16 protein-coding genes are annotated in these 23559 nt (G+C 72.1%); all 16 read left to right on the top strand.

Annotated features, from left to right (window positions below):
* Positions 1 to 110: 110 nt before the first annotated feature.
* The 16 genes from BBH68_RS05675 to obgE all read left to right on the top strand — a co-directional run bounded on the left by BBH68_RS05675 (position 111) and on the right by obgE (position 23442).
* Positions 111 to 2744: a valine--tRNA ligase gene (locus BBH68_RS05675; RefSeq protein ID WP_065959330.1), complete on the top strand. Its 2634-nt coding sequence runs from the start codon at positions 111 to 113 to the stop codon at positions 2742 to 2744.
* A gap of 142 nt (positions 2745 to 2886) precedes the next feature.
* Complete coding sequence (gene folC, locus BBH68_RS05670; RefSeq protein WP_065959329.1) at positions 2887 to 4389, top strand: bifunctional tetrahydrofolate synthase/dihydrofolate synthase; 1503 nt, start codon at positions 2887 to 2889, stop codon at positions 4387 to 4389.
* 1 nt (position 4390) lies between these two features.
* On the top strand, positions 4391 to 4735 hold the full coding sequence (locus tag BBH68_RS05665; RefSeq protein WP_065959327.1) for a DUF4233 domain-containing protein: 345 nt from the start codon (positions 4391 to 4393) through the stop codon (positions 4733 to 4735).
* A 75-nt stretch (positions 4736 to 4810) separates the two neighbouring features.
* Entirely contained in the window at positions 4811 to 5224 is a 414-nt protein-coding gene (ndk, locus tag BBH68_RS05660; RefSeq protein ID WP_065959326.1) for a nucleoside-diphosphate kinase, read from the top strand.
* 344 nt (positions 5225 to 5568) lie between these two features.
* On the top strand, positions 5569 to 6588 hold the full coding sequence (locus BBH68_RS05655) for a rod shape-determining protein (RefSeq protein WP_065959322.1): 1020 nt from the start codon (positions 5569 to 5571) through the stop codon (positions 6586 to 6588).
* A gap of 172 nt (positions 6589 to 6760) precedes the next feature.
* Positions 6761 to 7702, top strand: a complete 942-nt coding sequence (mreC, locus tag BBH68_RS05650) for a rod shape-determining protein MreC (protein WP_065959317.1) — start codon at positions 6761 to 6763, stop codon at positions 7700 to 7702.
* Between the two features lie 6 nt (positions 7703 to 7708).
* A complete protein-coding gene (mreD, locus tag BBH68_RS05645; RefSeq protein ID WP_065959371.1) occupies positions 7709 to 8323 on the top strand; it encodes a rod shape-determining protein MreD in 615 nt (204 codons plus the stop codon).
* Between the two features lie 51 nt (positions 8324 to 8374).
* Positions 8375 to 10510 carry a penicillin-binding protein 2 gene (gene mrdA / locus BBH68_RS05640; RefSeq protein ID WP_065959315.1) on the top strand — a complete coding sequence of 712 codons (2136 nt, stop codon included), beginning with the start codon at positions 8375 to 8377 and terminating at the stop codon, positions 10508 to 10510.
* Between the two features lie 65 nt (positions 10511 to 10575).
* The gene (gene rodA / locus BBH68_RS05635) at positions 10576 to 11709 is read left to right on the top strand and encodes a rod shape-determining protein RodA (protein WP_245737910.1); all 1134 of its coding nucleotides are present in this window, start codon (positions 10576 to 10578) and stop codon (positions 11707 to 11709) included.
* Between the two features lie 82 nt (positions 11710 to 11791).
* Positions 11792 to 13369 carry a CYTH and CHAD domain-containing protein gene (locus tag BBH68_RS05630; protein ID WP_065959311.1) on the top strand — a complete coding sequence of 526 codons (1578 nt, stop codon included), beginning with the start codon at positions 11792 to 11794 and terminating at the stop codon, positions 13367 to 13369.
* Positions 13370 to 13457: 88 nt separating this feature from the next.
* Positions 13458 to 15383: a TIGR03960 family B12-binding radical SAM protein gene (locus BBH68_RS05625; RefSeq protein WP_065959309.1), complete on the top strand. Its 1926-nt coding sequence runs from the start codon at positions 13458 to 13460 to the stop codon at positions 15381 to 15383.
* 188 nt (positions 15384 to 15571) lie between these two features.
* Entirely contained in the window at positions 15572 to 16348 is a 777-nt protein-coding gene (locus BBH68_RS05620; protein ID WP_065959308.1) for a TIGR03936 family radical SAM-associated protein, read from the top strand.
* A gap of 220 nt (positions 16349 to 16568) precedes the next feature.
* Entirely contained in the window at positions 16569 to 20978 is a 4410-nt protein-coding gene (locus BBH68_RS05615) for an Rne/Rng family ribonuclease (RefSeq protein ID WP_174588980.1), read from the top strand.
* Positions 20979 to 21271: 293 nt separating this feature from the next.
* Positions 21272 to 21592, top strand: a complete 321-nt coding sequence (rplU, locus tag BBH68_RS05610) for a 50S ribosomal protein L21 (protein ID WP_065959306.1) — start codon at positions 21272 to 21274, stop codon at positions 21590 to 21592.
* 14 nt (positions 21593 to 21606) lie between these two features.
* Positions 21607 to 21864: a 50S ribosomal protein L27 gene (gene rpmA, locus BBH68_RS05605; protein WP_065959305.1), complete on the top strand. Its 258-nt coding sequence runs from the start codon at positions 21607 to 21609 to the stop codon at positions 21862 to 21864.
* Between the two features lie 144 nt (positions 21865 to 22008).
* Positions 22009 to 23442: a GTPase ObgE gene (gene obgE / locus BBH68_RS05600; protein WP_065959302.1), complete on the top strand. Its 1434-nt coding sequence runs from the start codon at positions 22009 to 22011 to the stop codon at positions 23440 to 23442.
* Positions 23443 to 23559 lie beyond the last annotated feature (117 nt).

Genomic DNA, 23559 nt, shown 5'->3' with positions numbered 1-23559 from the left:
CTTGATGCGCATGACAGGTGCGCAACATCCTTCCTGACGCGTCGCCCTCCCTTCGCGGCGGGGCCACAACGGGTTCGTAACGGAGTGCCGCGGCCCTTTAGACTGCGGTCGTGACCGAGAACTCTCAGCAGCGCCCCGACAGAGGGCCCAACAGCCACCCCGAACTGCCGACCCAGTACGCGCCGGCCGATGTAGAGGGGCAGCTGTACGAGCGCTGGGTAGAGCGCGGTTACTTCGAGGCGGACGAGAACAGCGGCAAAGAGCCCTACACCATCGTCATCCCCCCGCCCAACGTCACCGGCTCGCTCCACCTCGGCCATGCCTTCGAGCACACCATCATCGATGCGCTCACCCGGCGCAAGCGCATGCAGGGCTACGAGACGCTGTGGCAGCCCGGCATGGACCACGCCGGCATCGCCACCCAGAACGTGGTCGAGCGCGAGCTCGCCAAGGAGGGTGTCTCCCGCCACGACCTGGGCCGCGAGGCGTTCGTCGAGCGGGTCTGGCAGTGGAAGGCCACCTCGGGCGGGCAGATCTCCGGCCAGATGCGGCGCCTGGGCGACGGCGTCGCCTGGAACCGCGAGCGCTTCACCATGGACGAGGGGCTGTCCAAGGCCGTCCAGACGATCTTCAAGAAGCTCTACGACGACGAGCTGATCTACCGCGCCGAGCGGATCATCAACTGGTGTCCGCGCTGTCTGACGGCCATCTCCGACATCGAGGTGGAGTACCAGGACGACGACGGCGAGCTGGTCTCGATCCGGTACGGCGAGGGGGACGACTCGATCGTCGTCGCCACCACCCGCGCCGAGACGATGCTCGGCGACACCGCGGTCGCCGTCCACCCCGACGACGAGCGCTACCGCCACCTGGTCGGCACCGAGATCGAGCTGCCGCTCACCGGCCGCCGCATCCCGATCGTCGCCGACGAGCACGTCGACCCGGAGTTCGGCACCGGCGCGGTCAAGGTCACCCCGGCCCACGACCCCAACGACTTCGAGATCGGCCAGCGGCACGGGCTGCCGAACCTCACCGTCATGGACGAGCACGCGGTGATCACCGCCCACGGCCCCTTCCAGGGCCTGGACCGGCTGGAGGCGCGCAGCGCCATCGTCGGCGCGCTGCGCGCCGACGGCCGGATCGTCGCCGAGAAGCGGCCGTACGTCCACTCGGTCGGCCACTGCTCGCGCTGCAAGACGACCATCGAGCCGCGGCTGTCCATGCAGTGGTGGGTCAAGGTCGGCCCGCTGGCCAAGGCCGCGGGCGATGCGGTCCGCGACGGCCGGGTGAGGATCCACCCGGAGGACATGGCCAAGCGCTACTTCGACTGGGTCGACAACCTCCACGACTGGTGCATCTCGCGCCAGCTGTGGTGGGGCCACCGCATCCCGGTCTGGTACGGGCCGAACGGCGAGGTCGTGTGCGTCGGGCCGGACGAGCAGCCGCCCACCGGCGAGGGCTGGCGCCAGGACAGCGACGTCCTGGACACCTGGTTCTCCTCCGGCCTGTGGCCGTTCTCCACGCTCGGCTGGCCGGAGGACACCGCGAGCCTGCGGAAGTTCTATCCGAACTCGGTCCTGGTCACCGGCTACGACATCCTCTTCTTCTGGGTCGCCCGGATGATGATGTTCGGCCTGTACGCGATGGACGGCACCCCGCCGTTCCACACCATCGCCCTGCACGGCATGGTGCGCGACCAGTTCGGCAAGAAGATGTCCAAGTCCTTCGGGAACGCGGTCAACCCGCTGGACTGGATGGACCGCTACGGTTCGGACGCGGTCCGGTTCACCCTCGCCCGGGGCGCCAACCCCGGCGTGGACGTGCCGATCGGCGAGGACTGGGTCCAGGCCTCCCGCAACTTCGCCAACAAGATCTGGAACGCCACGCGCTTCGCGCTGATGAACGGCGCCACGATCGAGGGCGAACTGCCCCCCGCCGAGCGGCTCTCCGCGACCGACCGCTGGATCCTGTCCCGGCTGAACACGGTGGTCGCCGAGGTCGACGCGTACTACGAGGACTACCAGTTCGCGAAGTTGTCGGACACCCTCTACCACTTCGCGTGGGACGAGGTCTTCGACTGGTACGTCGAGCTGTCCAAGACCACCTTCGCCCAGGGCGGGGCGGCGGCGGACGCCTCCCGGCGGGTGCTCGGCGAGGTCCTGGACGTGATGCTGCGGCTGCTGCACCCGGTCGTGCCGTTCGTCACCGAGAAGCTGTGGACCGCGCTCACCGGCCGCGAGTCCGTCGTCATCGCCGACTGGCCGGCCGACAGCGGCTTCCGCGACGCGGCGGCCGAGCAGGAGATCACCACCCTCCAGCAGGTGGTCACCGAGGTCCGCAGGTTCCGGGCCGACCAGGGCCTCCAGCCCGGCCAGAAGGTCCCGGCGCGCCTCGAGCTGTCCGGCACCCCGCTGATGGCCCACGAGGACGCCATGCGGTCGCTGCTGCGGCTCCAGCCGGCCGGTGAGGGCTTCACCGCCACCGCCTCGCTGCCGGTCGCGGGCGCGACCGTGGCCCTCGACCTGTCCGGCGCGATCGACGTGGAGGCCGAGCGCAAGCGGCTGGCCAAGGACCTCGCGGCCGCCGAGAAGGACAAGGCGCAGACCACGGCCAAGCTGGGCAACGAGGCCTTCCTGGCCAAGGCGCCCGACCACGTCGTGGAGAAGATTCGGATGCGGCAGTCGACCGCCGAGGCCGACATCGCCCGTATCACCGCCCAGTTGGCGGCCCTGCCCCAGGGCTGACCGCCCACCCGGCGCCGAAGCGCCCCCGCCGCCCCAGCGGAAGGCGGCGGGGGCGCTTCGCTGTGCGCGGGGTCACCACCGTGCTCGGACGGGGCCGCCGGGGTCGCGGGGAATCGTCGGACCTGCCTCGTAGACTGACGTTGTGAGCGAGAGCCCCCAGAAGGAACCCGACGAGTTCGACGAGATCGTCGGAGCCGAGACCGACCGCGACCCCGATCTCGCCTTGATCGAGGCCGGGAGCCGGACGCTGCGCACCCAGTCCGGGCCGCCGCAGGGGGACGGCGTGCCCTCCCGCCCGGCCGACCCGGAGCTGGACCGGGCGCTGCGGGAGGTGGAGGCGGAGTTGGCGGGGCGCTGGCCCGAGACCAAGCTGGACCCCTCGCTGGTGCGCGTCGAGGCGCTGATGGACATCCTCGGCTCCCCGCAGCGCGCGTACCCCTCGATCCACATCACCGGGACGAACGGCAAGACCAGCACCGCCCGCATGATCGAGGCGCTGCTGGGCGCCTTCGAGCTGCGCACCGGCCGCTACACCAGCCCGCATGTGCAGTCGATCACCGAGCGGATCAGCCTGGACGGGGCGCCGATCTCCGCCGAGCGGTTCATCGAGACCTACCGCGACATCCGGCCGTACCTCGACATGGTCGACGCCGCGCAGGAGCACCGGCTCTCGTTCTTCGAGGTGCTCACCGGCATGGCGTACGCGGCCTTCGCGGACGCGCCGGTCGACATCGCGGTCGTCGAGGTCGGCATGGGCGGCACATGGGACGCCACCAATGTGATCGACGCCGGGGTCGCGGTGATCATGCCGATCTCGCTGGACCACACCGACCGGCTGGGCACCACGCCCGAGCAGATCGCCACGGAGAAGGCCGGGATAGTCAAGCAGGACGCCACGGTCGTGCTGGCGCAGCAGCCCGTGGAGGCCGCGTCCGTGATCCTCAAGCGCGCGGTCGAGGTGGACGCCACGGTCGCCCGCGAGGGCATGGAGTTCGGCGTGCTCTCCCGCGAGGTGGCGGTCGGCGGGCAGCTGCTGACCCTGCGCGGGCTGGGCGGGGAGTACCCGGAGGTCTTCCTCCCGCTCTACGGGGCCCACCAGGCGCACAACGCGGCGGTGGCGCTGGCCGCCGTGGAGGCGTTCTTCGGCGTCGGCTCGGAGCACGCCCGCACGCTCGACCTCGACACCGTCCGCACCGCCTTCGCCTCCGTCACCTCCCCGGGCCGTCTGGAGGTCGTGCGCCGCAGCCCGACCGTGGTCCTGGACGCCGCGCACAACCCGGCCGGCGCGCGGGCGGCGGCCGAGGCGGTCACCGAGGCGTTCGCCTTCAGCCGGCTGATCGGCGTGGTGGGCGCGAGTGGCGACAAGGACGTGCGGGGCGTTCTGGAGGCCTTCGAGCCGATCTTCGCCGAGGTGGTGATCACCCGCAACTCCAGCCAGCGCGCGATGGACGCGGACGAGCTGGCCGCCGTCGCCGTCGAGGTCTTCGGCGCGGACCGGGTGCAGGTCGAGCCGCGGCTGGACGACGCGCTGGAGGCGGCCATCACGCTCGCGGAGGAAGAGGGCGAGTACGCCGGCGCGGGAGTGCTGGTGACCGGATCCGTGATTACGGTCGGCGAGGCCCGGCTGCTCCTGGGAAGGGGCTGATATGCGAACGCTGTGCGCGTCCACCCTGATCGGTGAATTCTTCGTGATCGGGTTCGCGGGCCTGGTGGCCATGAAGACCTCCGGCCTGTCCGCGGCCACGGTGTGGACGGTCTGCGGCATCGCCATGGCGCTGTGCGTCCTGCTGTGCGGGATGCTCGGCCGCCCCGGCGCGGTGCGGATCGGCTGGGCCCTGCAGATCGGCCTGGTGCTGAGCGGCCTGATCGTCACCACCATGTACGTCCTGGGCGCGGCGTTCGCGGGGCTGTGGTGGGCCTCGGTGCACTTCGGCCGCAAGGTCGACGAGGCCAAGGCGCGCTTCGCCGCCGCCGGTGCTGACACTGCGTAACGTGGCCGTCGTTCACCCATGTAGCCTTCGCGGCACAGCATCACCCGCATGCCACGTTCCTAAGGAGTTCTCGCAGTGACCCAGCGCACGCTCGTCCTTCTCAAGCCCGACGCCGTACGACGCGGACTGGTCGGCGAGATCCTGAGCCGCATCGAGAAGAAGGCGGGCTGGACGATCAGCGCGCTGGAGCTGCGCGAGCTCGGCCGGGACGTCCTGGAGCAGCACTACGCCGAGCATGTGGGCAAGCCGTTCTACGAGCCGCTGGTGGAGTTCATGGCCTCCGGCCCGGTCGTCGCCCTGGTCGTCGAGGGCGAGCGCGTCATCGAGGGCGTGCGGGCGCTGGCCGGGCCGACCGACCCGATCGCCGCGGCGCCGGGCTCCATCCGCGGCGACTTCGGCACCATCGTGCGGGAAAACCTGATCCACGCCTCCGATTCGGAGGAGTCCGCCCAGCGGGAAATCAAGATTTTCTTCCCCGGACTCGCCTGAACCGTCCGCACCCGGCCGGTCCCGGGGGACCGGCCGGGACACGGATGGGGCAACGGTGACCGTTCATCACCTCGTCACCCCGTCTGACCAGGGGCGGCCGTCATTGTTCGGCCGCCCTTCGGCATATGCGGGCCGAACGGGGGAACGCATCCCCGCGACACGACGTCACCATTAGCAGGGGGCGGGCCCGTGTTCTGCTGACAATGGCGGAGGACCCCCGCAGCGTGTTCGAGCGGGCGTGACTACGATGAGAGCTTCCGCGCCTCGCAGCGCACCACATCCTGCCGACCTCAGCAAGCAAACGCTCAAGTGGGAAGGCCTGACGCATCCTCATGGGGAACAACATGTCGTTCATCGGCCGTGACATGGCTGTCGACCTCGGGACCGCCAACACGCTGGTGTACGTCAGGGGCCGCGGGATCGTCCTCAACGAGCCGTCCGTCGTCGCCATCAACACCAACACCGGCGGAATCCTCGCGGTGGGTGCGGAAGCGAAGAAGATGATCGGCCGCACCCCTGGCAACATCGTCGCCGTGCGCCCCCTCAAGGACGGTGTGATCGCCGACTTCGAGATCACCGAGCGGATGCTGCGCTACTTCATCCTGAAGATCCACAAGCGCCGCTACCTCGCCCGTCCCCGGGTCGTCATCTGTGTGCCCTCCGGCATCACCGGCGTCGAGCGCCGCGCGGTCATCGAGGCCTCCACCCAGGCGGGCGCCCGCCAGGTGCACATCATCGAGGAGCCCATGGCCGCCGCCATCGGCTCCGGCCTGCCCGTCCACGAGGCCACCGGCAACATGGTGGTGGACATCGGCGGCGGCACCACCGAGGTCGCCGTCATCTCGCTCGGCGGGATCGTCACCGCCCAGTCCATCCGGGTGGCGGGCGACGAGCTGGACAACGCGATCATCCAGCACATCAAGAAGGAGTACAGCCTTCTGCTCGGCGAGCGCACCGCCGAGAACATCAAGATCACGATCGGCTCCGCCTTCGAGACCGGCGAGGAGGAGCACACCGAGATCCGCGGCCGCGACCTGGTCAGCGGACTCCCGAAGACCGTCGTGATCTCCGCCGCCGAGGTCCGCAAGGCCATGGAGGAGCCGGTCAACGCGATCGTCGACGCGGTCAAGACCACCCTCGACAAGTGCCCGCCCGAGCTGTCCGGCGACGTCATGGACCGCGGCATCGTGCTCACCGGCGGCGGCGCCCTGCTGCGCGGCCTCGACGAGCGGCTGCGCCGCGAGACCGGCATGCCGATCCACATCGCCGAGGACCCCCTGGACTCGGTGGCGCTCGGCTCCGGCAAGTGCGTCGAGGAGTTCGAGGCGCTCCAGCAGGTCCTGGACGCCCAGCCCCGCAGATGACGACCCGCTGAATCCGCCGTACGGGTGGCCGACTTCCCGCCGTCCTCCCGTACGGCGGAGCGGCGGTTCACTGATATACAGGCATATGGCTCCCATGACCGGCAACGCGCAGGAAAACACCTGACGAAGCCGTAACCGGTCCGACTCCGACGAGGAAGGCACGTCGCCGCACGTGAGGGACACACGAGAGAGCCGGCTGCTCCTGGTGCTGCTGGTCGCCATCGCGTTCGCGCTGATCACGGTGGACATTCGCGGCGGCGAGGATTCGCCCCTCGACGGCGCCCGCCAGGCCGCCGCGTCCGTCTTCGGCCCCGTCGAGGACGGGGTCGCGTCCGCGGTCGACCCGATCGGCAACGCCGTGGCGGCCGTACGGGACTCCGACGAGCGGCACGACCGGATCAGCGCCCTGGAGCGGGAGAACGCGGAACTCAAGCAGCGGCTGGGCAGCGACGCCCGCAACCGCGCCCGCGTCGTCGAGCTCGACAAGCTGCGCAAGACCGCCGGCGCCGGCCAGTACGGCATCAAGGGCGCCCAGGTCATCGCCATCGGAGCGGCCCAGGGCTTCTCCTGGACCGTCACCATCGACGTGGGCCGCGACGACGGCATCCGCCGCGACATGACCGTCATCAACGGCGACGGCCTGGTCGGCCGGGTCACCACCGTCGGCCCGTCCACGGCCACCGTCCTGCTGGCCATCGACCCCGACTTCACCGTCGGCACCCGCATGGAGAAGTCCGGTGAACTCGGCTTCGCCACCGGCCAGGGCGACCGCTCGGTGCGCGTCCAGCTCCTCAACGGCAAGGCCAAGATCAAGAAGGGCGACCGGCTGGTGACCTTCGGCTCCCAGGCCAACAAGCCGTTCGTGCCCGGCGTCCCGGTCGGCAAGGTGGTCCGCGTCGACCCCTCCGGCGGCGATCTGACCCGCACCCTGCTGGTGCGCCCGTTCGTCGGCTTCACCAAGCTCGACATCGTCGGCGTCGTCGTCGAGCCACCCCGCGAGAACCCGCGCGACACCGTGCTGCCGCCCAAGCCCGCCAAGCCCAAGCCGACGCCCACGGTGACCGTCACGGTCAAACCGTCCTCGTCCTCGAGCGCCGCCGCCAACAGGAGCTGACCGATGCTGCGACTGAACCGGGTCCTCCTGTCGACCCTCCTCGTGGTCATCGCCCTGGTCGTGCAGGTCTGCGTGCTCGCCCGGCTGCAACTGCCCGGCGCCGTCCCCGACCTGCTGCTGCTCGTCGTCCTCGGCCTCGCGCTGGTGTACGGCCACACCGGTGGCGCGCTCATCGGCTTCGGCGCCGGCCTGCTCGCCGACCTCGCCCCGCCCGCCGACCACGCCGCCGGGCGCTACGCGCTGGTGCTGTGCGTCATCGGCTATCTCGCGGGCCTCGCCCGGCCCGAGACCGGCCAGCTCAGGTCCGCCACGGGGCCGATGCTCGTGGTCGTCGCGGCCGCCATCGGCAGCACCCTGCTGTACGCGGGCGTCGGCCAGCTCGTCGGCGACGACGCCGCCCGCCATGTGGGCCTCGGCAAGCTGCTGTTCACCGCGGCGCTGTACGACCTGCTGCTGGCCCCCTTCACCGTGCCGCTGATCATGGGGATGGCCAGAAAGAGCGAGAACGACCCGATGGCCGACAGCTCCGGCGGCTCCCGCGTCGGCACCCAGCGCGGCGGCCTCCTGGCGAAGGCCGCGGGCCGGAGCACGGGACGTCTCAAGGGGGTCAAGCGCCTGTGAGCAATGCCCACCCGTCGCCCACCGCCACCCTCAAGGGAGGCGCTACGCGCCATGAGTAACATTCCTGAGACCGGGCGGACCCCGCGCGTCACCACCCGGCTCGTCGCCATCCAGATCATCGTCTTCTCGCTGCTGCTCACCCTCGGCGGCCGCCTGTGGTACCTCCAGATCCGCAACGGCGACGAATACACCGCCGAAGCCGCCAACAACCACGTCCAGCAGGTCGTCCACCCCGCCGTGCGCGGCTCGATACTGGACGCCCGCGGCGTGCCGCTCGCCGACAACGAGACCCGTCTGGTCGTCTCCGCCAGCCGCACCGAGCTGATGAAGATGAAGGACAACGGGAAGGCCGTCCTCACCCGCCTCGCGGGCGTCCTGAACATGAAGCCCAAGGACGTCCTGGACAAGGTGCGGCTGTGCGACGCCAAGACGCCCCAGCCCTGCTGGAACGGCTCCCCGTACCAGCCCATCCCCATCACCGACGAGGCCAGCCCCAAGCAGGCCCTGCAGATCCGCGAGCGCGAGGAGGACTTCCCCGGGATAAGCGCGGAGCCGACCGCCGTGCGCCGCTACGCCTCCCCGGGCGACGCCAACGCCGCGCAGGTGCTCGGCTACCTCTCCCCGGTCACCGACGAGGAGATCAAGAAGGCCGAGGACAGCCGGTCCCCGCTGCTGCGCTCCGACCAGGTCGGCCGCAACGGCCTGGAGCGCCAGTACGACGACGAGCTGCGCGGCAAGGCCGGGGTGACCCGCTATGAGGTCGACAACCTCGGCCGGGTCATCGGCCAGGCCGAGAGCCAGCGGGCCCAGCCCGGCGCCAACGTGGTCACCAGCATCGACGCCCGGGTGCAGGCCGTCGCCGAGAAGGAGCTGGACCAGGCGATGAAGGACGCCCGCAAGGAGATGGACCGGAACACGGGCCGCAGGTACGAGGCGGACGCGGGCGCGGTCGTGGTCATGGAGGCGAAGACGGGCCGGGTGGTCGCGATGGCCTCCAACCCGACCTACGACCCGAACGCCTGGGTCGGCGGCATCTCCGGCAAGGACTACAAGAAGCTCACCGGCAAGAAGTCCAACTACCCGCTGCTGAACCGGGCGATCCAGGGCCAGGCGGCCCCCGGCTCGATCTTCAAGGTGGTCTCGAGCACCGCGGCGGTCAACGCCGGATACCCCTTCGACGGCAGCTACAACTGCAGCAGCTCGTTCAACATCGGCTCACAGGTCTTCAAGAACTTCGAGTCCAAGGGCTACGGCCCGATCAGCCTCGGCCGGGCGCTCGAGGTCTCCTGCGACACCGTGTTCTACGACCTCGCGTACAAGCAGTGGCAGAAGGACGGCGGCAACAAGCCCAAGAAGCACCCCGCCGACTGGTTCTACAAGACCGCCCACCAGTTCGGCCTCGGCAAGGAGACCGGCGTCGACCTCCCCAACGAGGTCACCGGCCGGATCCCGGACCGCCAGTGGAAGAAGGACTACTGGAAGGCCAACAAGAACGCCTGGTGCAAGTACGGCAAGAAGGACGGGGACTACGGCCGGCGCATCGCCTACGAGAACTGCCTCGAGGGGATGAAGATGCGCGCCGGTGACTCCGTGAACTACTCCATCGGCCAGGGCGACACGCTCGTCACCCCGATCCAGATGGCCACCATCTACGCCGCGCTCAGCAACGGCGGCACGCTGTACGACCCGACCATCGGCAAGGCGATCATCAGCGCCGACGGCAAGAAGGTCCAGGAGATCAAGCCGAAGTCGCACGGCAAGCTGCCGATGACCCAGCAGACGCGCAGCAAGATAGACAAGGCCCTCGCGGGAGTCGCGACCCGCGGCACCGCCGCCTGGCGATTCGGCGGCTGGCCGCAGGACAAGATCCCGATGCACGCCAAGACGGGTACGGCCGAGGTCTACGGCAAGCAGACGACCTCGTGGTTCGCGACGTACACCAAGGACTACGCGATCGTCATGACGATCTCCCAGGGCGGCACCGGCTCCGGCGCCTCCGGGCCCGCCGTGCGCAACATCTACAACGCCCTCTACGGGGTGGACGCCAAGGGCAACATCGACAACAAGAAGGCGCTGCTGCCCAAGCCCCAGGCGAAGCTCCCCAAGATCGACTCCGACGGCTCCATCGAGGCCCAGCCGCTGGGCAAGCCGATCCAGGTGGTCGGAAGGCGGGAAACACAGCAGTGAGCGCTTCGACGCATACGTACACCGCGCGCCGCTTCACCCCCGAGCGCGGCACCTGGGGCAAGCTCATGGCGCGCGACTCGATCGTGCGCCGGCTGGACTGGATACTGCTGCTCGCCGCGCTCGCCCTGTCCGCGATCGGCACCGTCCTCGTCTACTCCGCCACCCGCAACCGCACCGAACTCAACCAGGGCGACCCGTACTACTTCCTGATCCGGCACGCCATGAACACCGGCATCGGGCTGGTGCTGGCCGTCGGCACGATCTGGCTCGGCCACCGCACCCTGCGCGGGGCCGTGCCCGTGCTGTATGCGCTGTCGGTGCTGCTCGTGCTGGCCGTCCTCACCCCGCTGGGCTCGACCATCAACGGCGCGCACGCCTGGATCGTGATCGGCGGCGGCTTCTCCCTCCAGCCCTCCGAGTTCGCCAAGATCACCATCATTCTGGGGATGGCGATGCTGCTGGCCGCGCGCGTGGACGCGGGGGACCGCGTCAACCCCGACCACCGCACCGTCGTCCAGGCCCTCGGGCTCGCCGCGCTGCCCATCGCGGTCGTGCTGCTGATGCCGGACCTCGGCTCGGTGATGGTCATGGCCGTCATCGTGCTCGCCGTGCTGCTCTCCTCCGGAGCCTCCAACCGGTGGATCGTGGGACTGATCGGCGCGGCCGTCGTCGGCGCCGTCCTCGTCTGGCAGCTCGGCGTCCTGGACCAGTACCAGATCGACCGCTTCGCCGCCTTCGCCAACCCGGCCCTCGACCCGGCGGGCGTCGGTTACAACACCAACCAGGCGCGGATCGCCATCGGTTCCGGCGGCCTCACCGGCAAGGGGCTGTTCCACGGCACCCAGACCACCGGCCAGTTCGTGCCCGAGCAGCAGACCGACTTCGTCTTCACGGTCGCGGGGGAGGAGCTGGGCTTCCTCGGGGCGGGCCTGATCATCGTGCTGCTCGGCGTCGTGCTGTGGCGCGCCTGCCGCATCGCGCGGGACACCACCGAGCTGTACGGGACGGTCGTGGCCGCCGGGATCATCGCCTGGTTCGCCTTCCAGGCGTTCGAGAACATCGGCATGACGCTGGGCATCATGCCGGTGGCCGGTCTGCCGCTGCCCTTCGTCTCGTACGGCGGGTCGTCGATGTTCGCCGTGTGGATAGCGGTGGGCCTGCTCCAGTCGATCCGGGTGCAGCGCCCCGTATCGGCCTGAGGCACGGGGTCCGCACGGGCCTGCCCTACTGGCGGGCCCCGCTGGTCTGCCCTCCAACGCCGCAGGGCAGTACATTCGCGTCATGGCGGACACCGTGCGTGAGATCGAGCGCAAGTACGAGGTCCCCGACGGCGGCCGGCTCCCGGACCTGACCGGGGCCGCCGGGGTCGCGGACGTGGTGGACCAGGGCACGGCCACCCTGGACGCCACGTACTACGACACCGCCGACCAGCGGCTCGCGGCGCACGGCGTCACCCTGCGCCGCCGCACCGGCGGCGGCGACGCGGGATGGCACCTCAAGCTGCCGGCCGGGCCGGACGCCCGGGACGAGATCCGCGCCCCGCTGTCCGACACCCTGCCCGCCGAACTCGCGGCCCTCGTACGCTCCCGCGTCCGCGACGCGGCACTCGTGCCCCTCGTCCGCCTGCTGTCCGAGCGGGACGTCCGGCACCTCGTGGACGCCGACGGAGCCCTGCTCGCCGAGCTGTCCGCCGACCGGGTCACGGCGCGCCGCCTCACCCCGGAGCCGGGCGAGCCGGTGCGGTGGACGGAGGTCGAGGTGGAGCTCGCCCCGGGCGGCGACCCGGCGCTCCTCGACGCGCTCGAATCGCACCTGACCCGGGGCGGGGTGCGCCGCGCGGCCGCCGCGTCCAAGCTGGCCAGGGCCCTGGCCGAGACAGCCGACCCGGCAGGGGCGGGGGAGAGGGCGGGGGCGAAGGCCGGGGCAGGGGAGGGCGCGGCCGCCGGGGCCACGGCCGGCGACACCGTCCTCGCCTACGTCCGCGCCCAGCTCGCCGCCGTCGTCGCGCTCGACCCCGCCGTACGCCTGGAGGCGCCCGACTCCGTCCACCGCATGCGCGTCGCCACCCGCCGGCTGCGCAGCGCCTTCCGCTCCTTCCGCAAGGTCCTGGACCGGGCCGCCACCGACCCCCTCGCCGACGAGCTGAAATGGCTCGCCGGGGAGCTCGGCATCGACCGGGACCGCGAAGTGCTCACCGCCCGGCTGGAAGAGCGGCTGCGCGGACTCCCGGACGAGCTGCGCGCCGGTCCCGTGGCCGCCCGGCTGGGCGCCTGGGCGCGGGAGCGCCGGGGCGGGACCCGCGACCGGCTCCTCGGCGTCCTGGACGGGGACCGCTATCTCGCCCTCCTGAACGCCCTCGACGCGCTCTCGGCCGAACCACCGCTGCGCCCCGCCGCCACCCGGCCGCCCGAGGATGTGCTCGTCGAGGCCGTGGAGCGCGACTACCGGCGGCTCGCCGCCCTCGTCACCACCGCTCTCGCCGCTCCTCCCGGGCAGGACCGGGACCTCGCCATGCACGAGGCGCGCAAGGGGGCCAAGCGCGCCCGCTACGCCGCCGAGGCCGCCCGCCCCGCGCTGGGCCGGCCCGCGAAGGCGTTCGCGGACCTCATGACCGGGCTGCAGGAGCTGCTCGGCGACCACCAGGACAGCTGTGTCGCGCGCCGGGCGCTGCGCGAGCTGGCCGAGCAGGCGCAGGCCGCCGGGGAGAGCGCCTTCGCCTTCGGTGTCATGTACGGGCGGGAGGAGGCCCTGGCGGCCCGGCGGGAGGCGGAACTGCCCGCGCTGTGGGCCGAGGCCTCCCGCGAGAAGCACCGGGGGGCGCTGCGGCGCCGGCCCGGCCGCCCCGCCTCGCGGCGGTGACGCGGGGCGGCCGAGCGAGCGTCAATCGGTGTCCGCCGGGCGGGTTAGGCTTGAGGGTCACCCCTGTCCGCTCACGAAGGTCTCCCGGATGTCTGTCGAGTCGGTCTTCCCACAGCTCGAGGCCCTGCTCCCGCATGTGCAGAAGCCGATCCAGTACGTAGGCGGGGAGCTGAACTCCACCGTCAAAGATTGGCAGAGCTGCGACGTCCGCTGGGCGCTCATGTACCCGGACGCGTACGAGGTCGGTCTGCCCAACCAGGGCGTCATGATCCTTTACGAGGTGCTGAACGAGCGTGAGGGCGTGCTCGCCGAGCGCACGTACAGCGTCTGGCCGGACCTCGAAGAGCTGATGCGCGAGCACAAGGTGCCGCAGTTCACCGTCGACTCGCACCGCCCGGTCGCGGCGTTCGACGTCTTCGGCCTCTCCTTCTCCACCGAGCTCGGCTACACCAACATGCTCACCGCGCTCGACCTGGCCGGGATCCCGCTGGACGCCGCGGACCGCGGCGACGACCACCCCATCGTGGTCGCCGGTGGTCACGCCGCGTTCAATCCCGAGCCGATCGCGGACTTCATCGACTGCGCGGTGATCGGCGACGGCGAGCAGGCGGTCCTGGAGATGACCGAGATCATCCGCGCCTGGAAGGCCGAGGGCCGCCCCGGCGGCCGGGACGAGCTGCTGTTCCGCCTCGCCCGCACCGGCGGCGTCTACGTGCCGAAGTTCTACGACGTGGAGTACCTGACCGACGGCCGGATCGCCCGCGTCGCACCGAACCGCTCCGGCGTGCCGTGGCGGGTGTCCAAGCACACCGTCATGGACCTGGACGAGTGGCCGTACCCGAAGCAGCCGCTGGTGCCGCTCGCCGAGACGGTCCACGAGCGGATGTCCGTGGAGATCTTCCGCGGCTGCACCCGCGGCTGCCGCTTCTGCCAGGCGGGCATGATCACCCGCCCGGTGCGCGAGCGGTCCATCACCGGCATCGGCGAGATGGTCGACAAGGGCCTCAAGGCCACCGGCTTCGAGGAGGTCGGCCTGCTGTCCCTGTCCTCGGCGGACCACACCGAGATCGGTGACATCGCCAAGGGCCTCGCCGACCGCTACGAGGAAGACAAGATCGGCCTGTCGCTCCCCTCGACCCGGGTCGACGCCTTCAACATCGACCTCGCCAACGAGCTGACCCGCAACGGCCGCCGCTCCGGCCTCACCTTCGCCCCCGAGGGCGGCAGCGAGCGCATCCGCAAGGTCATCAACAAGATGGTCTCGGAGGAGGACCTGATCAGGACCGTCGCCACCGCCTACGGCAACGGCTGGCGGCAGGTGAAGCTGTACTTCATGTGCGGCCTGCCCACCGAGACCGACGAGGACGTGCTGCAGATCGCCGACATGGCGACGAAGGTCATCGCCAAGGGCCGCGAGGTCTCCGGCAAGAACGACATCCGCTGCACCGTCTCCATCGGCGGCTTCGTCCCCAAGCCGCACACCCCCTTCCAGTGGGCGCCGCAGCTCAGCGCCGAGGAGACCGACGCGCGCCTGGAGAAGCTGCGCGAGAAGATCCGCGGTGACAAGAAGTACGGCCGGTCCATTGGCTTCCGCTACCACGACGGCAAGCCCGGCATCGTCGAGGGCCTGCTCTCCCGCGGTGACCGCCGGGTGGGCGCGGTCATCCGCGCGGTCTACGAGGACGGCGGCCGCTTCGACGGCTGGCGCGAGCACTTCAGCTACGACCGCTGGATGGAGTGCGCCGAGCGGACCCTTCCCGAGTTCGGCGTGGACGTCGACTGGTACACCACCCGCGAGCGCGGCTACGAGGAGGTCCTGCCCTGGGACCACCTCGACTCCGGCCTCGACAAGGACTGGCTCTGGGAGGACTGGCAGGACGCCCTCGACGAGACCGAGGTCGACGACTGCCGCTGGACCCCGTGCTTCGACTGCGGCGTGTGCCCGCAGATGAGCACCGAGATCCAGATCGGACCGACCGGCAGGAAGTTGCTGCCGCTGTCGGTCGTCAAGTAACCCCCGGCCCGACAAGTACGCTGGAAGAGGCACGGGCCGCGCACCCGCCCGGGTGAGCGCCCGGCCACCGACGTACGACAGCCGTCAGACAGCGGCGTCAGTCAGCTGCGTCGGACAGCGGCGTCAGACAGCAAGGAGAAGGACCCCTGGGCAAGCGACAGCCCGAAGGCCCGCCGCCCGCACCCGCGGTGCAGCGCATCCGTTTGCGCTACACCAAGCGCGGCCGCCTCCGGTTCACCAGCCACCGCGACTTCCAGCGCGCCTTCGAGCGGGCGCTGCGCCGCGCCGAGGTGCCCATGGCGTACTCGGCGGGGTTCACCCCGCACCCCAAGGTGTCGTACGCCAATGCCGCACCCACCGGCACGGGCAGTGAGGCCGAGTACCTGGAGATCCAGCTCACCGAGGCGCGCGACCCCGAGAGGCTGCGGGAACTCCTCGACGAGTCGCTGCCCGACGGCCTCGACGTCATCGACGCCGTCGAGGCCCGCACCTCGGGTCTGGCCGACCGGCTGCAGGCCTCCGTCTGGGAGATCCGGCTCGACGGAGTCGCCCCCGACGAGGCCGAGCGAGCCGCCGCCGCCTTCCTCTCGGCCGAAACGGTCGAGGTCGAGCGCATGACGAAAAACGGGTTGCGGACCTTCGACGCGCGTGCCGCGGTGGCCCGGCTCGAGGCCTTCTCCGCGCCGGTCGATAGGCCAGGGCACCCCGGCTGTGCGATACTGCGGCTGGTGGTACGGCATCTGACACCTGCCGTACGACCCGACGACGTCCTGTCCGGTCTCCGCGCTACGGCCGACCTGGCGCCGCCGGTCCCCGCAGCGGTGACCAGGCTGGCGCAGGGGCTGCTCGATGAGGAGTCCGGCACGGTGACCGACCCGCTCGCGCCCGATCGCGAGGCAGCACCGGCCGCCCCACCCACGGCCGCCGGGCTGACCGCCGCGATGGCGCCGGGAGGTTCCGCGTAGGACCGCCGTCGATGCGCCGCCGATCGCACCAGGGAGCCACCCGGGTCCGGCAGGCGCACTGACCAGGAGACTTTCGCCGGTCCGGGCATTTCCGGTCCCGGCGAGCGAGACGACAGCTCCCGTGCGGCGCCCGCGCCGCGGGCGGCGGCGAACGCGCACAGCGCGGATTGCCGCCGGACGCAGACGCGGCGCCCGGGAGCGTGACGGGAGAAACGCCCGCATGCTCGAGCCCATTGAGCCGATCGAACCTATCCAGCCGCTGGGACAGGCCGCTCCGCGCGCCGTCGCCCCCAGGGGCACCACCGAGAACAACTCACCCAGCGACACGCTGCCGCCGCGCCGCCGGCGCGCGGCCTCCCGCCCGGCCGGCCCGCCCACGGGGGCGCTGGGCGACGAGGCCCAGGCCGCGGCCCCGGCCATACCGGCCACCCAGTCCACCGACCCGGAGGCCCCTGCCGCGGCGGCCGCCGACGAGCCGGTGCCCGCGCCGCGTACGCGCCGTCGCACGACCCGCAAGGCGACGGCCCCGGCGGGCGCGCCGGAGACGGCCGAGACCACACCCGAGACGGTGGTCGCCGCGGCGGAGCCCGGCTCCGCCGCCGAGGACGCCGCACCGGCGGAAGAGCCGGTGCCCGCGCCGCGTACGCGCCGTCGCGCGACCCGCAAGGCGACCGCTCCGGCGGGCGCGCCGGAGGGCGCTGAGACCGTGGTCGCCGCGGAGCCCGCTGCGGAGCCCGCCACCGGGGCGGACGAGACCCCCGAGGGCGAGGAGACGGCCGAGGTCGCCGCGCCGGCGCGCAAGCGCCGCCGTGCGACGCGTCAGGCGTCCGCTCCGGCGGCTGCGTCGAAGGACGCTGAGACCGTGGTCGCCGCCGAACCCGCCGTCGAGCCCGCTGCTGAGGCCGAAGAGGCGGATGTGGCGGCTGATGAGCAGCCCGCCGAGGCGGAGGAGGCCGCCGCGCCGGCCCGCAGGCGCCGTCGCGCGACGCGCCGGGCATCCGCTCCGGCGGGTGCGCCGGAGGCCGCCGAGACGGTCGTCGCCGAAGAGGCCGACGAAGCGGAAGCCGAGGCGGACGCGGAGGACGAGGCCGCCGAGGCCGCGTCGGAGCCCGCCGCCGTGGAGGCCGCCGGGACCGCTGAGCCCGCCGAGCCGGTGCGCCGGCGTCGTCGGGTGACGCGCAAGGCGACCGCCCCGGCCGGCCCGCCGCCCGCCGCCGGCGAGGAGACCTCGCAGCCCGCCCCGGCGGGCGAGACCGTGAGCGCGACCGCCGAGACCGACGCCGCCGCGCAGGCCGCCGCGACCGAGTCCGGAGCCGAGGCGGCGGAGGAGCCCGCGCAGCCCGCGCGCCGTACCCGCCGCCGGGCGACCCGTAAGGCGACCGCCCCGACGGGCGCGCCCGAGGCCGAGGCTGAGGTGACCGCCGAAGCTCCCACCACGCAGCCCACCGAGCAGACCGCCGAGGAGCCGGCCGCCGAGAGCGCCGCCGCGTCCGACGCCGCGGCGCAGCCGGCCGAGGCCGCGCCGCGCGCCCGTACGCGCCGCAGGGCGACCCGTACCGCGGCCGCCGCCGACGAGTCGGCCGAGGCCGCGCAGGCAGCGAGCCCGCGGGCCGAGGCCCCGCAGCCGGCCGAGGCCGAGCCGGAGGCTCCGGCCAGGTCGCGGCGCAGGGCGGTGCGCCCGCCGACCGCCGTGTTCCAGGCGCCGGTGTTCACCGAGCCGGTGTTCCAGACGCCGGAGAGCGCGGCTCTGGCCGCCGCCGCGGCCGCCGCGGAGGCGGCCGAGGCGGAGGAGACGGAAGACACGGAGGACACGGAAGCGTTCGAGACCGCCGAGCCGGCGGCACCCGCCGGCGCGCGCCGCCGGCGCCGTCGCCGGGGCGAGCCGTCCGAGGACCAGGCCGCGCAGGCCGAGGCGGAGGAGGCGGCCGAGACCGCCGAGGAGGCCGAGTTCGACGAGGGCGAGCACGGCGACGAGGAGTCGGGCGACCGCCCGTCCCGCCGCCGTCGCCGGGGCGGGCGGCGCCGCCGCCGTGGCGAGGCCGCGGAGGCCGAGAGCGCCGAGGGCGAGTCCGGCGAGCGGTACGAGGACGAGCAGCCGGGCGAGGCCGAGGGCGAGCAGGCCACCGGTGAGGCCGGGGGCGAGGAGGCCGACGAGGCCGACGAGTCGGGCGCGGCCGGCACCAGCAGCAGCCGTCGTCGCCGACGCCGCCGCCGGCGCAGCGGGGACGCCGCCGAGGTCGAGGCGGGCGACGACCCGGAGCGCACGGTCGTCAAGATCCGCGAGCCGCGCGAGCGGCGCGCCAAGGAGGCGGAGTCCGGCGCCGACGAGGTGCAGTCGATCAAGGGCTCGACGCGTCTGGAGGCGAAGAAGCAGCGCCGCCGCGAGGGCCGCGAGCAGGGCCGCCGCCGGGTGCCGATCATCACGGAGGCCGAGTTCCTGGCCCGCCGCGAGGCGGTCGAGCGGGTGATGGTCGTCCGGCAGAACGGCGAGCGCACCCAGATCGGCGTGCTGGAGGACAACGTCCTCGTCGAGCACTTCGTCAACAAGGAGCAGTCGAACAGCTACGTCGGCAACGTCTACCTGGGCAAGGTGCAGAACGTCCTGCCGTCGATGGAGGCCGCCTTCGTCGACATCGGCAAGGGCCGCAACGCCGTGCTGTACGCGGGCGAGGTCAACTTCGAGGCGCTGGGTCTCGCCAACGGCCCGCGCCGCATCGAGACCGCCCTCAAGTCCGGCCAGTCCGTCCTGGTCCAGGTCACCAAGGACCCGATCGGCCACAAGGGTGCCCGGCTGACCAGCCAGGTCTCCCTTCCCGGCCGCTACCTGGTGTACGTGCCCGAGGGCTCGATGACCGGCATCAGCCGCAAGCTGCCGGACACCGAGCGCGCCCGACTGAAGCAGATCCTCAAGAAGATCGTCCCCGAGGACGCGGGCGTCATCGTCCGCACCGCGGCCGAGGGCGCGAGCGAGGAGGAGCTGGCCCGCGACGTCAAGCGGCTCCAGGCGCAGTGGGAGGAGATCCGGAAGAAGGCGAAGAGCGGCAGCGCCCCCACGCTGCTGTACGGCGAGCCGGACATGACCGTCCGGGTCGTCCGCGACATCTTCAACGAGGACTTCTCGAAGGTCATCGTGAGCGGTGACGGCGCCTGGGAGACGATCCACGGATACGTCTCGCACGTCGCGCCGGACCTCGTGGACCGGCTCCAGAAGTGGACGTCGGACGTCGACGTGTTCGCCACGTACCGGATCGACGAGCAGCTGATGAAGGCGCTGGACCGCAAGGTGTGGCTGCCCAGCGGCGGCTCCCTGGTGATCGACCGGACCGAGGCGATGGTCGTGGTCGACGTCAACACCGGCAAGTTCACCGGCCAGGGCGGCAACCTGGAGGAGACGGTCACCAGGAACAACCTGGAGGCGGCCGAGGAGATCGTGCGCCAGCTGCGGCTGCGCGACCTCGGCGGCATCATCGTGATCGACTTCATCGACATGGTGCTGGAGTCCAACCGGGACCTGGTGCTGCGGCGCCTCCTGGAGTGCCTGGGACGCGACCGTACGAAGCACCAGGTGGCCGAGGTCACCTCGCTGGGCCTGGTCCAGATGACCCGCAAGCGGGTCGGCCAGGGCCTGCTGGAGTCCTTCTCCGAGTCCTGTGTGCACTGCAACGGCCGTGGTCTGATCGTCCACATGGACCAGCCGGCCGCGGTCGGCGGCGGTGGCGGCAAGCGCAAGAAGAAGAAGGGCGCGGTCGCCGGTCAGCAGCCCGAGATCGAGCAGGCGCCGGAGGTGGCGGAGGCCGCCGAGACGGCCGAGGCTGTGGAGGCGGCCGAGGCCGTGGAGGCCGAGCCGGAGACGGTGGCCGAGGCCGCGGCCGAGGCGGCGGAGCACCGCGCCGCGCCGGAGCCGGTGACCTTCGCCGCCGACGAGGAGCTGTACAGCAGCGCCGCCGAGGCCGAGGCGGCCGCCACCCGTGGCCGTACGCGGCGCCGGGCGACCCGTAAGGTGTCCGCCCCGGCGGGCGCCCCGAAGGCCGCCCGGCAGGCGGAGGCGGCCGTGGTCGTCGTGCCGGCCGAGGAGCCGAAGGAGGCCCCGGCGGAGGAGCCGAAGCCGGAGGCGGCGGCCGAGCCGGCCCCCGAGCCGGTGCCGGCGCCCCGTACCCGCCGCCGGGCGACCCGGAAGGTGACCGCTCCCGCGGGCTCGCCGTCGGGCTCCGCGGAGGCGGCCGTGGTGGTCGTCAGCGCGCCTGCCCAGGACTCCGCTCCGGAGCCCGAGGCCGCGCCCGAAGCCGCCCCGCAGCCCGCCCTGGAGCCGGAGGCGGCCCCGGAGCCGGCGGCGGCCGTGAGCGAGCCCGAGGAGGCCCCCGAGGCCGCGCCGGAAGCCACCCCCGAGGGCGCGGCCGAGCCGGCCGAGCCGGAGGCGGCGGCCAAGAAGACGGCGGCGAAGAAGACGGCCCGCAAGGCCGCCAAGAAGGCGCCGGCGAAGAAGGCCGCGGCCAAGAAGACGGCGGCGAAGAAGACCACCGCCAAGAAGACCGCCGCGAAGAAGACGACGGCCAAGAAGTCGGCGGCCAAGAAGACCGCGGCGGCGGAGCAGCAGACGCCGTCCTCGGTCTCGGCCTCCACCGACGACTGACCGCGCGGCCGGACCGGGGCCGGGGCGCGGGGGCGCCCACCCACGCACAAGGGTGGGCGCCCCGACCCGGCCCCGGTTTGACCGCCTGGTCCCGGCCCCGTAACCTTGACCGTCGGCGTTTGTACGCCAAACCCCTGAGCAAATCCCTCCCGTTCCGTCGGGAGAGGCCGCTCGCCGATGCCGGATCACGCCGTAAGGCGATACGAGACGATCGGTGAACCACGGACCGTGCGGGTCGGTGGGGAGCGGCTGGCATCAGAGGTCCCGATTACTGACGAGAGAGTGAGAACCGCGTGTACGCAATCGTGCGCACCGGCGGCCGCCAGCAGAAGGTGTCCGTGGGCGACGTCATCGAGGTCGACCGTTTGTCCAGCAGCAAGGTCGGCGACACCGTCGAGCTCTCGACTCTGCTCGTTGTCGACGGCGACGCCGTGACCAGCGACCCGTGGGTGCTGGCCGGCGTGAAGGTGCACGCCGAGGTCGTGGACCACCACAAGGGCGCCAAGATCGACATCCTGAAGTACAAGAACAAGACCGGCTACCGCAAGCGGATCGGCCACCGCCAGCTGCACACCGCGCTGAAGATCACCAGCATCGACGCGGCTGCGAAGTAAGGGACTGAGGAGAGATGGCACACAAGAAGGGCGCATCGTCCACCCGGAACGGTCGCGACTCCAACGCCCAGCGGCTCGGCGTCAAGCGCTTCGGCGGCCAGGTCGTCAACGCGGGTGAGATCCTGGTCCGCCAGCGCGGCACGCACTTCCACCCCGGCTCGGGCGTCGGCCGCGGCGGCGACGACACGCTGTTCGCGCTGGCCGCCGGTGCGGTGCAGTTCGGCACCTCCCGTGGCCGCAAGGTCGTGAACATCGTCCCGGTCGCCGAGTAATCGGCCCGGCGCGACACCACACCTTTCCGAGGGCGGACCGCTCTTCTCCCGTGACGGGTTCTACACCGTCGCGGGGAAGCGGGTCCGCCCTCGGCGCGTTACGCCTAAGACATTCCGTACATACGCATCTGGAGGCACACCGTCATGACCACCTTCGTGGACCGCGTCGAGCTGCATGTCGCCGCGGGTAACGGGGGCCACGGCTGCGCCTCCGTGCACCGGGAGAAGTTCAAGCCGCTCGGCGGCCCGGACGGGGGCAACGGCGGCCGTGGCGGCGATGTGATCCTGGTCGTCGACCAGTCGGTCACCACGCTGCTCGACTACCACCACAGCCCGCACCGCAAGGCCACCAACGGCAAGCCGGGCGAGGGCGGCAACCGCTCCGGCAAGGACGGCACGGACCTGGTGCTGCCCGTCCCGGACGGCACCGTCGTGCTCGACAAGCAGGGCAACGTCCTGGCCGACCTGGTCGGGCAGGGCACCACCTACGTCGCCGCCCAGGGCGGCCGCGGCGGCCTGGGCAACGCCGCCCTGGCCTCGGCCCGCCGCAAGGCCCCCGGGTTCGCGCTGCTGGGCGAGCCGGGCCAGGCCGGGGACGTGGTCCTGGAGCTGAAGACGGTCGCGGACGTGGCCCTCGTCGGCTACCCGAGCGCCGGCAAGTCCTCGCTGATCTCGGTGCTCTCGGCCGCCAAGCCGAAGATCGCCGACTACCCCTTCACCACCCTGGTGCCCAACCTCGGCGTGGTGACGGCCGGCTCGACCGTCTACACCATCGCCGATGTGCCGGGCCTGATCCCGGGCGCCAGCCAGGGCAAGGGCCTGGGCCTGGAGTTCCTGCGCCACGTCGAGCGCTGCTCGGTGCTCGTCCACGTCCTGGACACGGCGGCGCTGGAGTCCGAGCGGGACCCGCTGACCGACCTCGACGTCATCGAGGCGGAGCTGGCGCAGTACGGCGGCCTGGAGGACCGGCCGCGGCTGGTCGCGCTCAACAAGGTCGACGTCCCCGACGGCCAGGACCTCGCCGACATGATCCGGCCGGACCTGGAGGCCCGCGGCTACCAGGTCTTCGAGGTGTCGGCGGTCTCCCGGCACGGCCTCAAGGAGCTTTCCTTCGCCCTGGCGAAGATCGTCGCCGACGCGCGTGCGGCCAAGCCCAAGGAGGAGGCGACCCGCATCGTCATCCGCCCGAAGGCCGTGGACGACGCGGGCTTCAGGGTCGTCGTCGAGGAGGGCTTCTACCGCGTGGTGGGCGAGAAGCCCGAGCGCTGGGTCCGCCAGACCGACTTCAACAACGACGAGGCCGTCGGCTACCTCGCGGACCGGCTGGCCCGCCTGGGGGTCGAGGAGGAGCTGGTGAAGGCCGGGGCGCGGGCGGGCGACGAGGTCGTCATCGGCGCCACCGACGACGCCGTCGTCTTCGACTGGGAGCCGACCGTCACGGCCGGCGCGGAGATGCTCGGCCGCCGCGGCGAGGACCACCGCTTCGAGGCCCCGCGCCCGGCCGCGCAGCGCCGCCGCGAGCGGGACGCGGCGCGGGACGACGCGGAAGCCGAGTACGACACGTTCAAGCCGTTCTGACCGCGTAAGCCGCGCGGCGCGTGACCCGCGCGCGTACCGCGTCCCGCCGGGTTCGTTCGAAGACGGGCTCGTTCGAAGAAAGGCAAGGGCGGACACTGGGCGCAACGTACGCCAAGG

The sequence above is a fragment of the Streptomyces sparsogenes genome (assembly GCF_001704635.1).
GTDB classification, from domain to species: Bacteria; Actinomycetota; Actinomycetes; order Streptomycetales; family Streptomycetaceae; genus Streptomyces; species Streptomyces sparsogenes.
This window is presented reverse-complemented; position numbering and strand designations above follow the sequence as displayed.

Bases quoted from the DNA above. Each gene is read 5' to 3' on its own strand.
- mrdA (WP_065959315.1), top strand. From the start codon at position 8,375: ATGAGTAACATTCCTGAGACCGGGCGGACCCCGCGCGTCACCACCCGG.
- BBH68_RS05625 (WP_065959309.1), top strand. From the start codon at position 13,458: ATGTCTGTCGAGTCGGTCTTCCCACAGCTCGAGGCCCTGCTCCCGCAT.
- BBH68_RS05630 (WP_065959311.1), top strand. From the start codon at position 11,792: ATGGCGGACACCGTGCGTGAGATCGAGCGCAAGTACGAGGTCCCCGAC.
- BBH68_RS05665 (WP_065959327.1), top strand. From the start codon at position 4,391: ATGCGAACGCTGTGCGCGTCCACCCTGATCGGTGAATTCTTCGTGATC.
- obgE (WP_065959302.1), top strand. From the start codon at position 22,009: ATGACCACCTTCGTGGACCGCGTCGAGCTGCATGTCGCCGCGGGTAAC.
- BBH68_RS05615 (WP_174588980.1), top strand. From the start codon at position 16,569: ATGCTCGAGCCCATTGAGCCGATCGAACCTATCCAGCCGCTGGGACAG.
- rpmA (WP_065959305.1), top strand. From the start codon at position 21,607: ATGGCACACAAGAAGGGCGCATCGTCCACCCGGAACGGTCGCGACTCC.
- BBH68_RS05655 (WP_065959322.1), top strand. From the start codon at position 5,569: ATGTCGTTCATCGGCCGTGACATGGCTGTCGACCTCGGGACCGCCAAC.
- rodA (WP_245737910.1), top strand. From the start codon at position 10,576: ATGGCGCGCGACTCGATCGTGCGCCGGCTGGACTGGATACTGCTGCTC.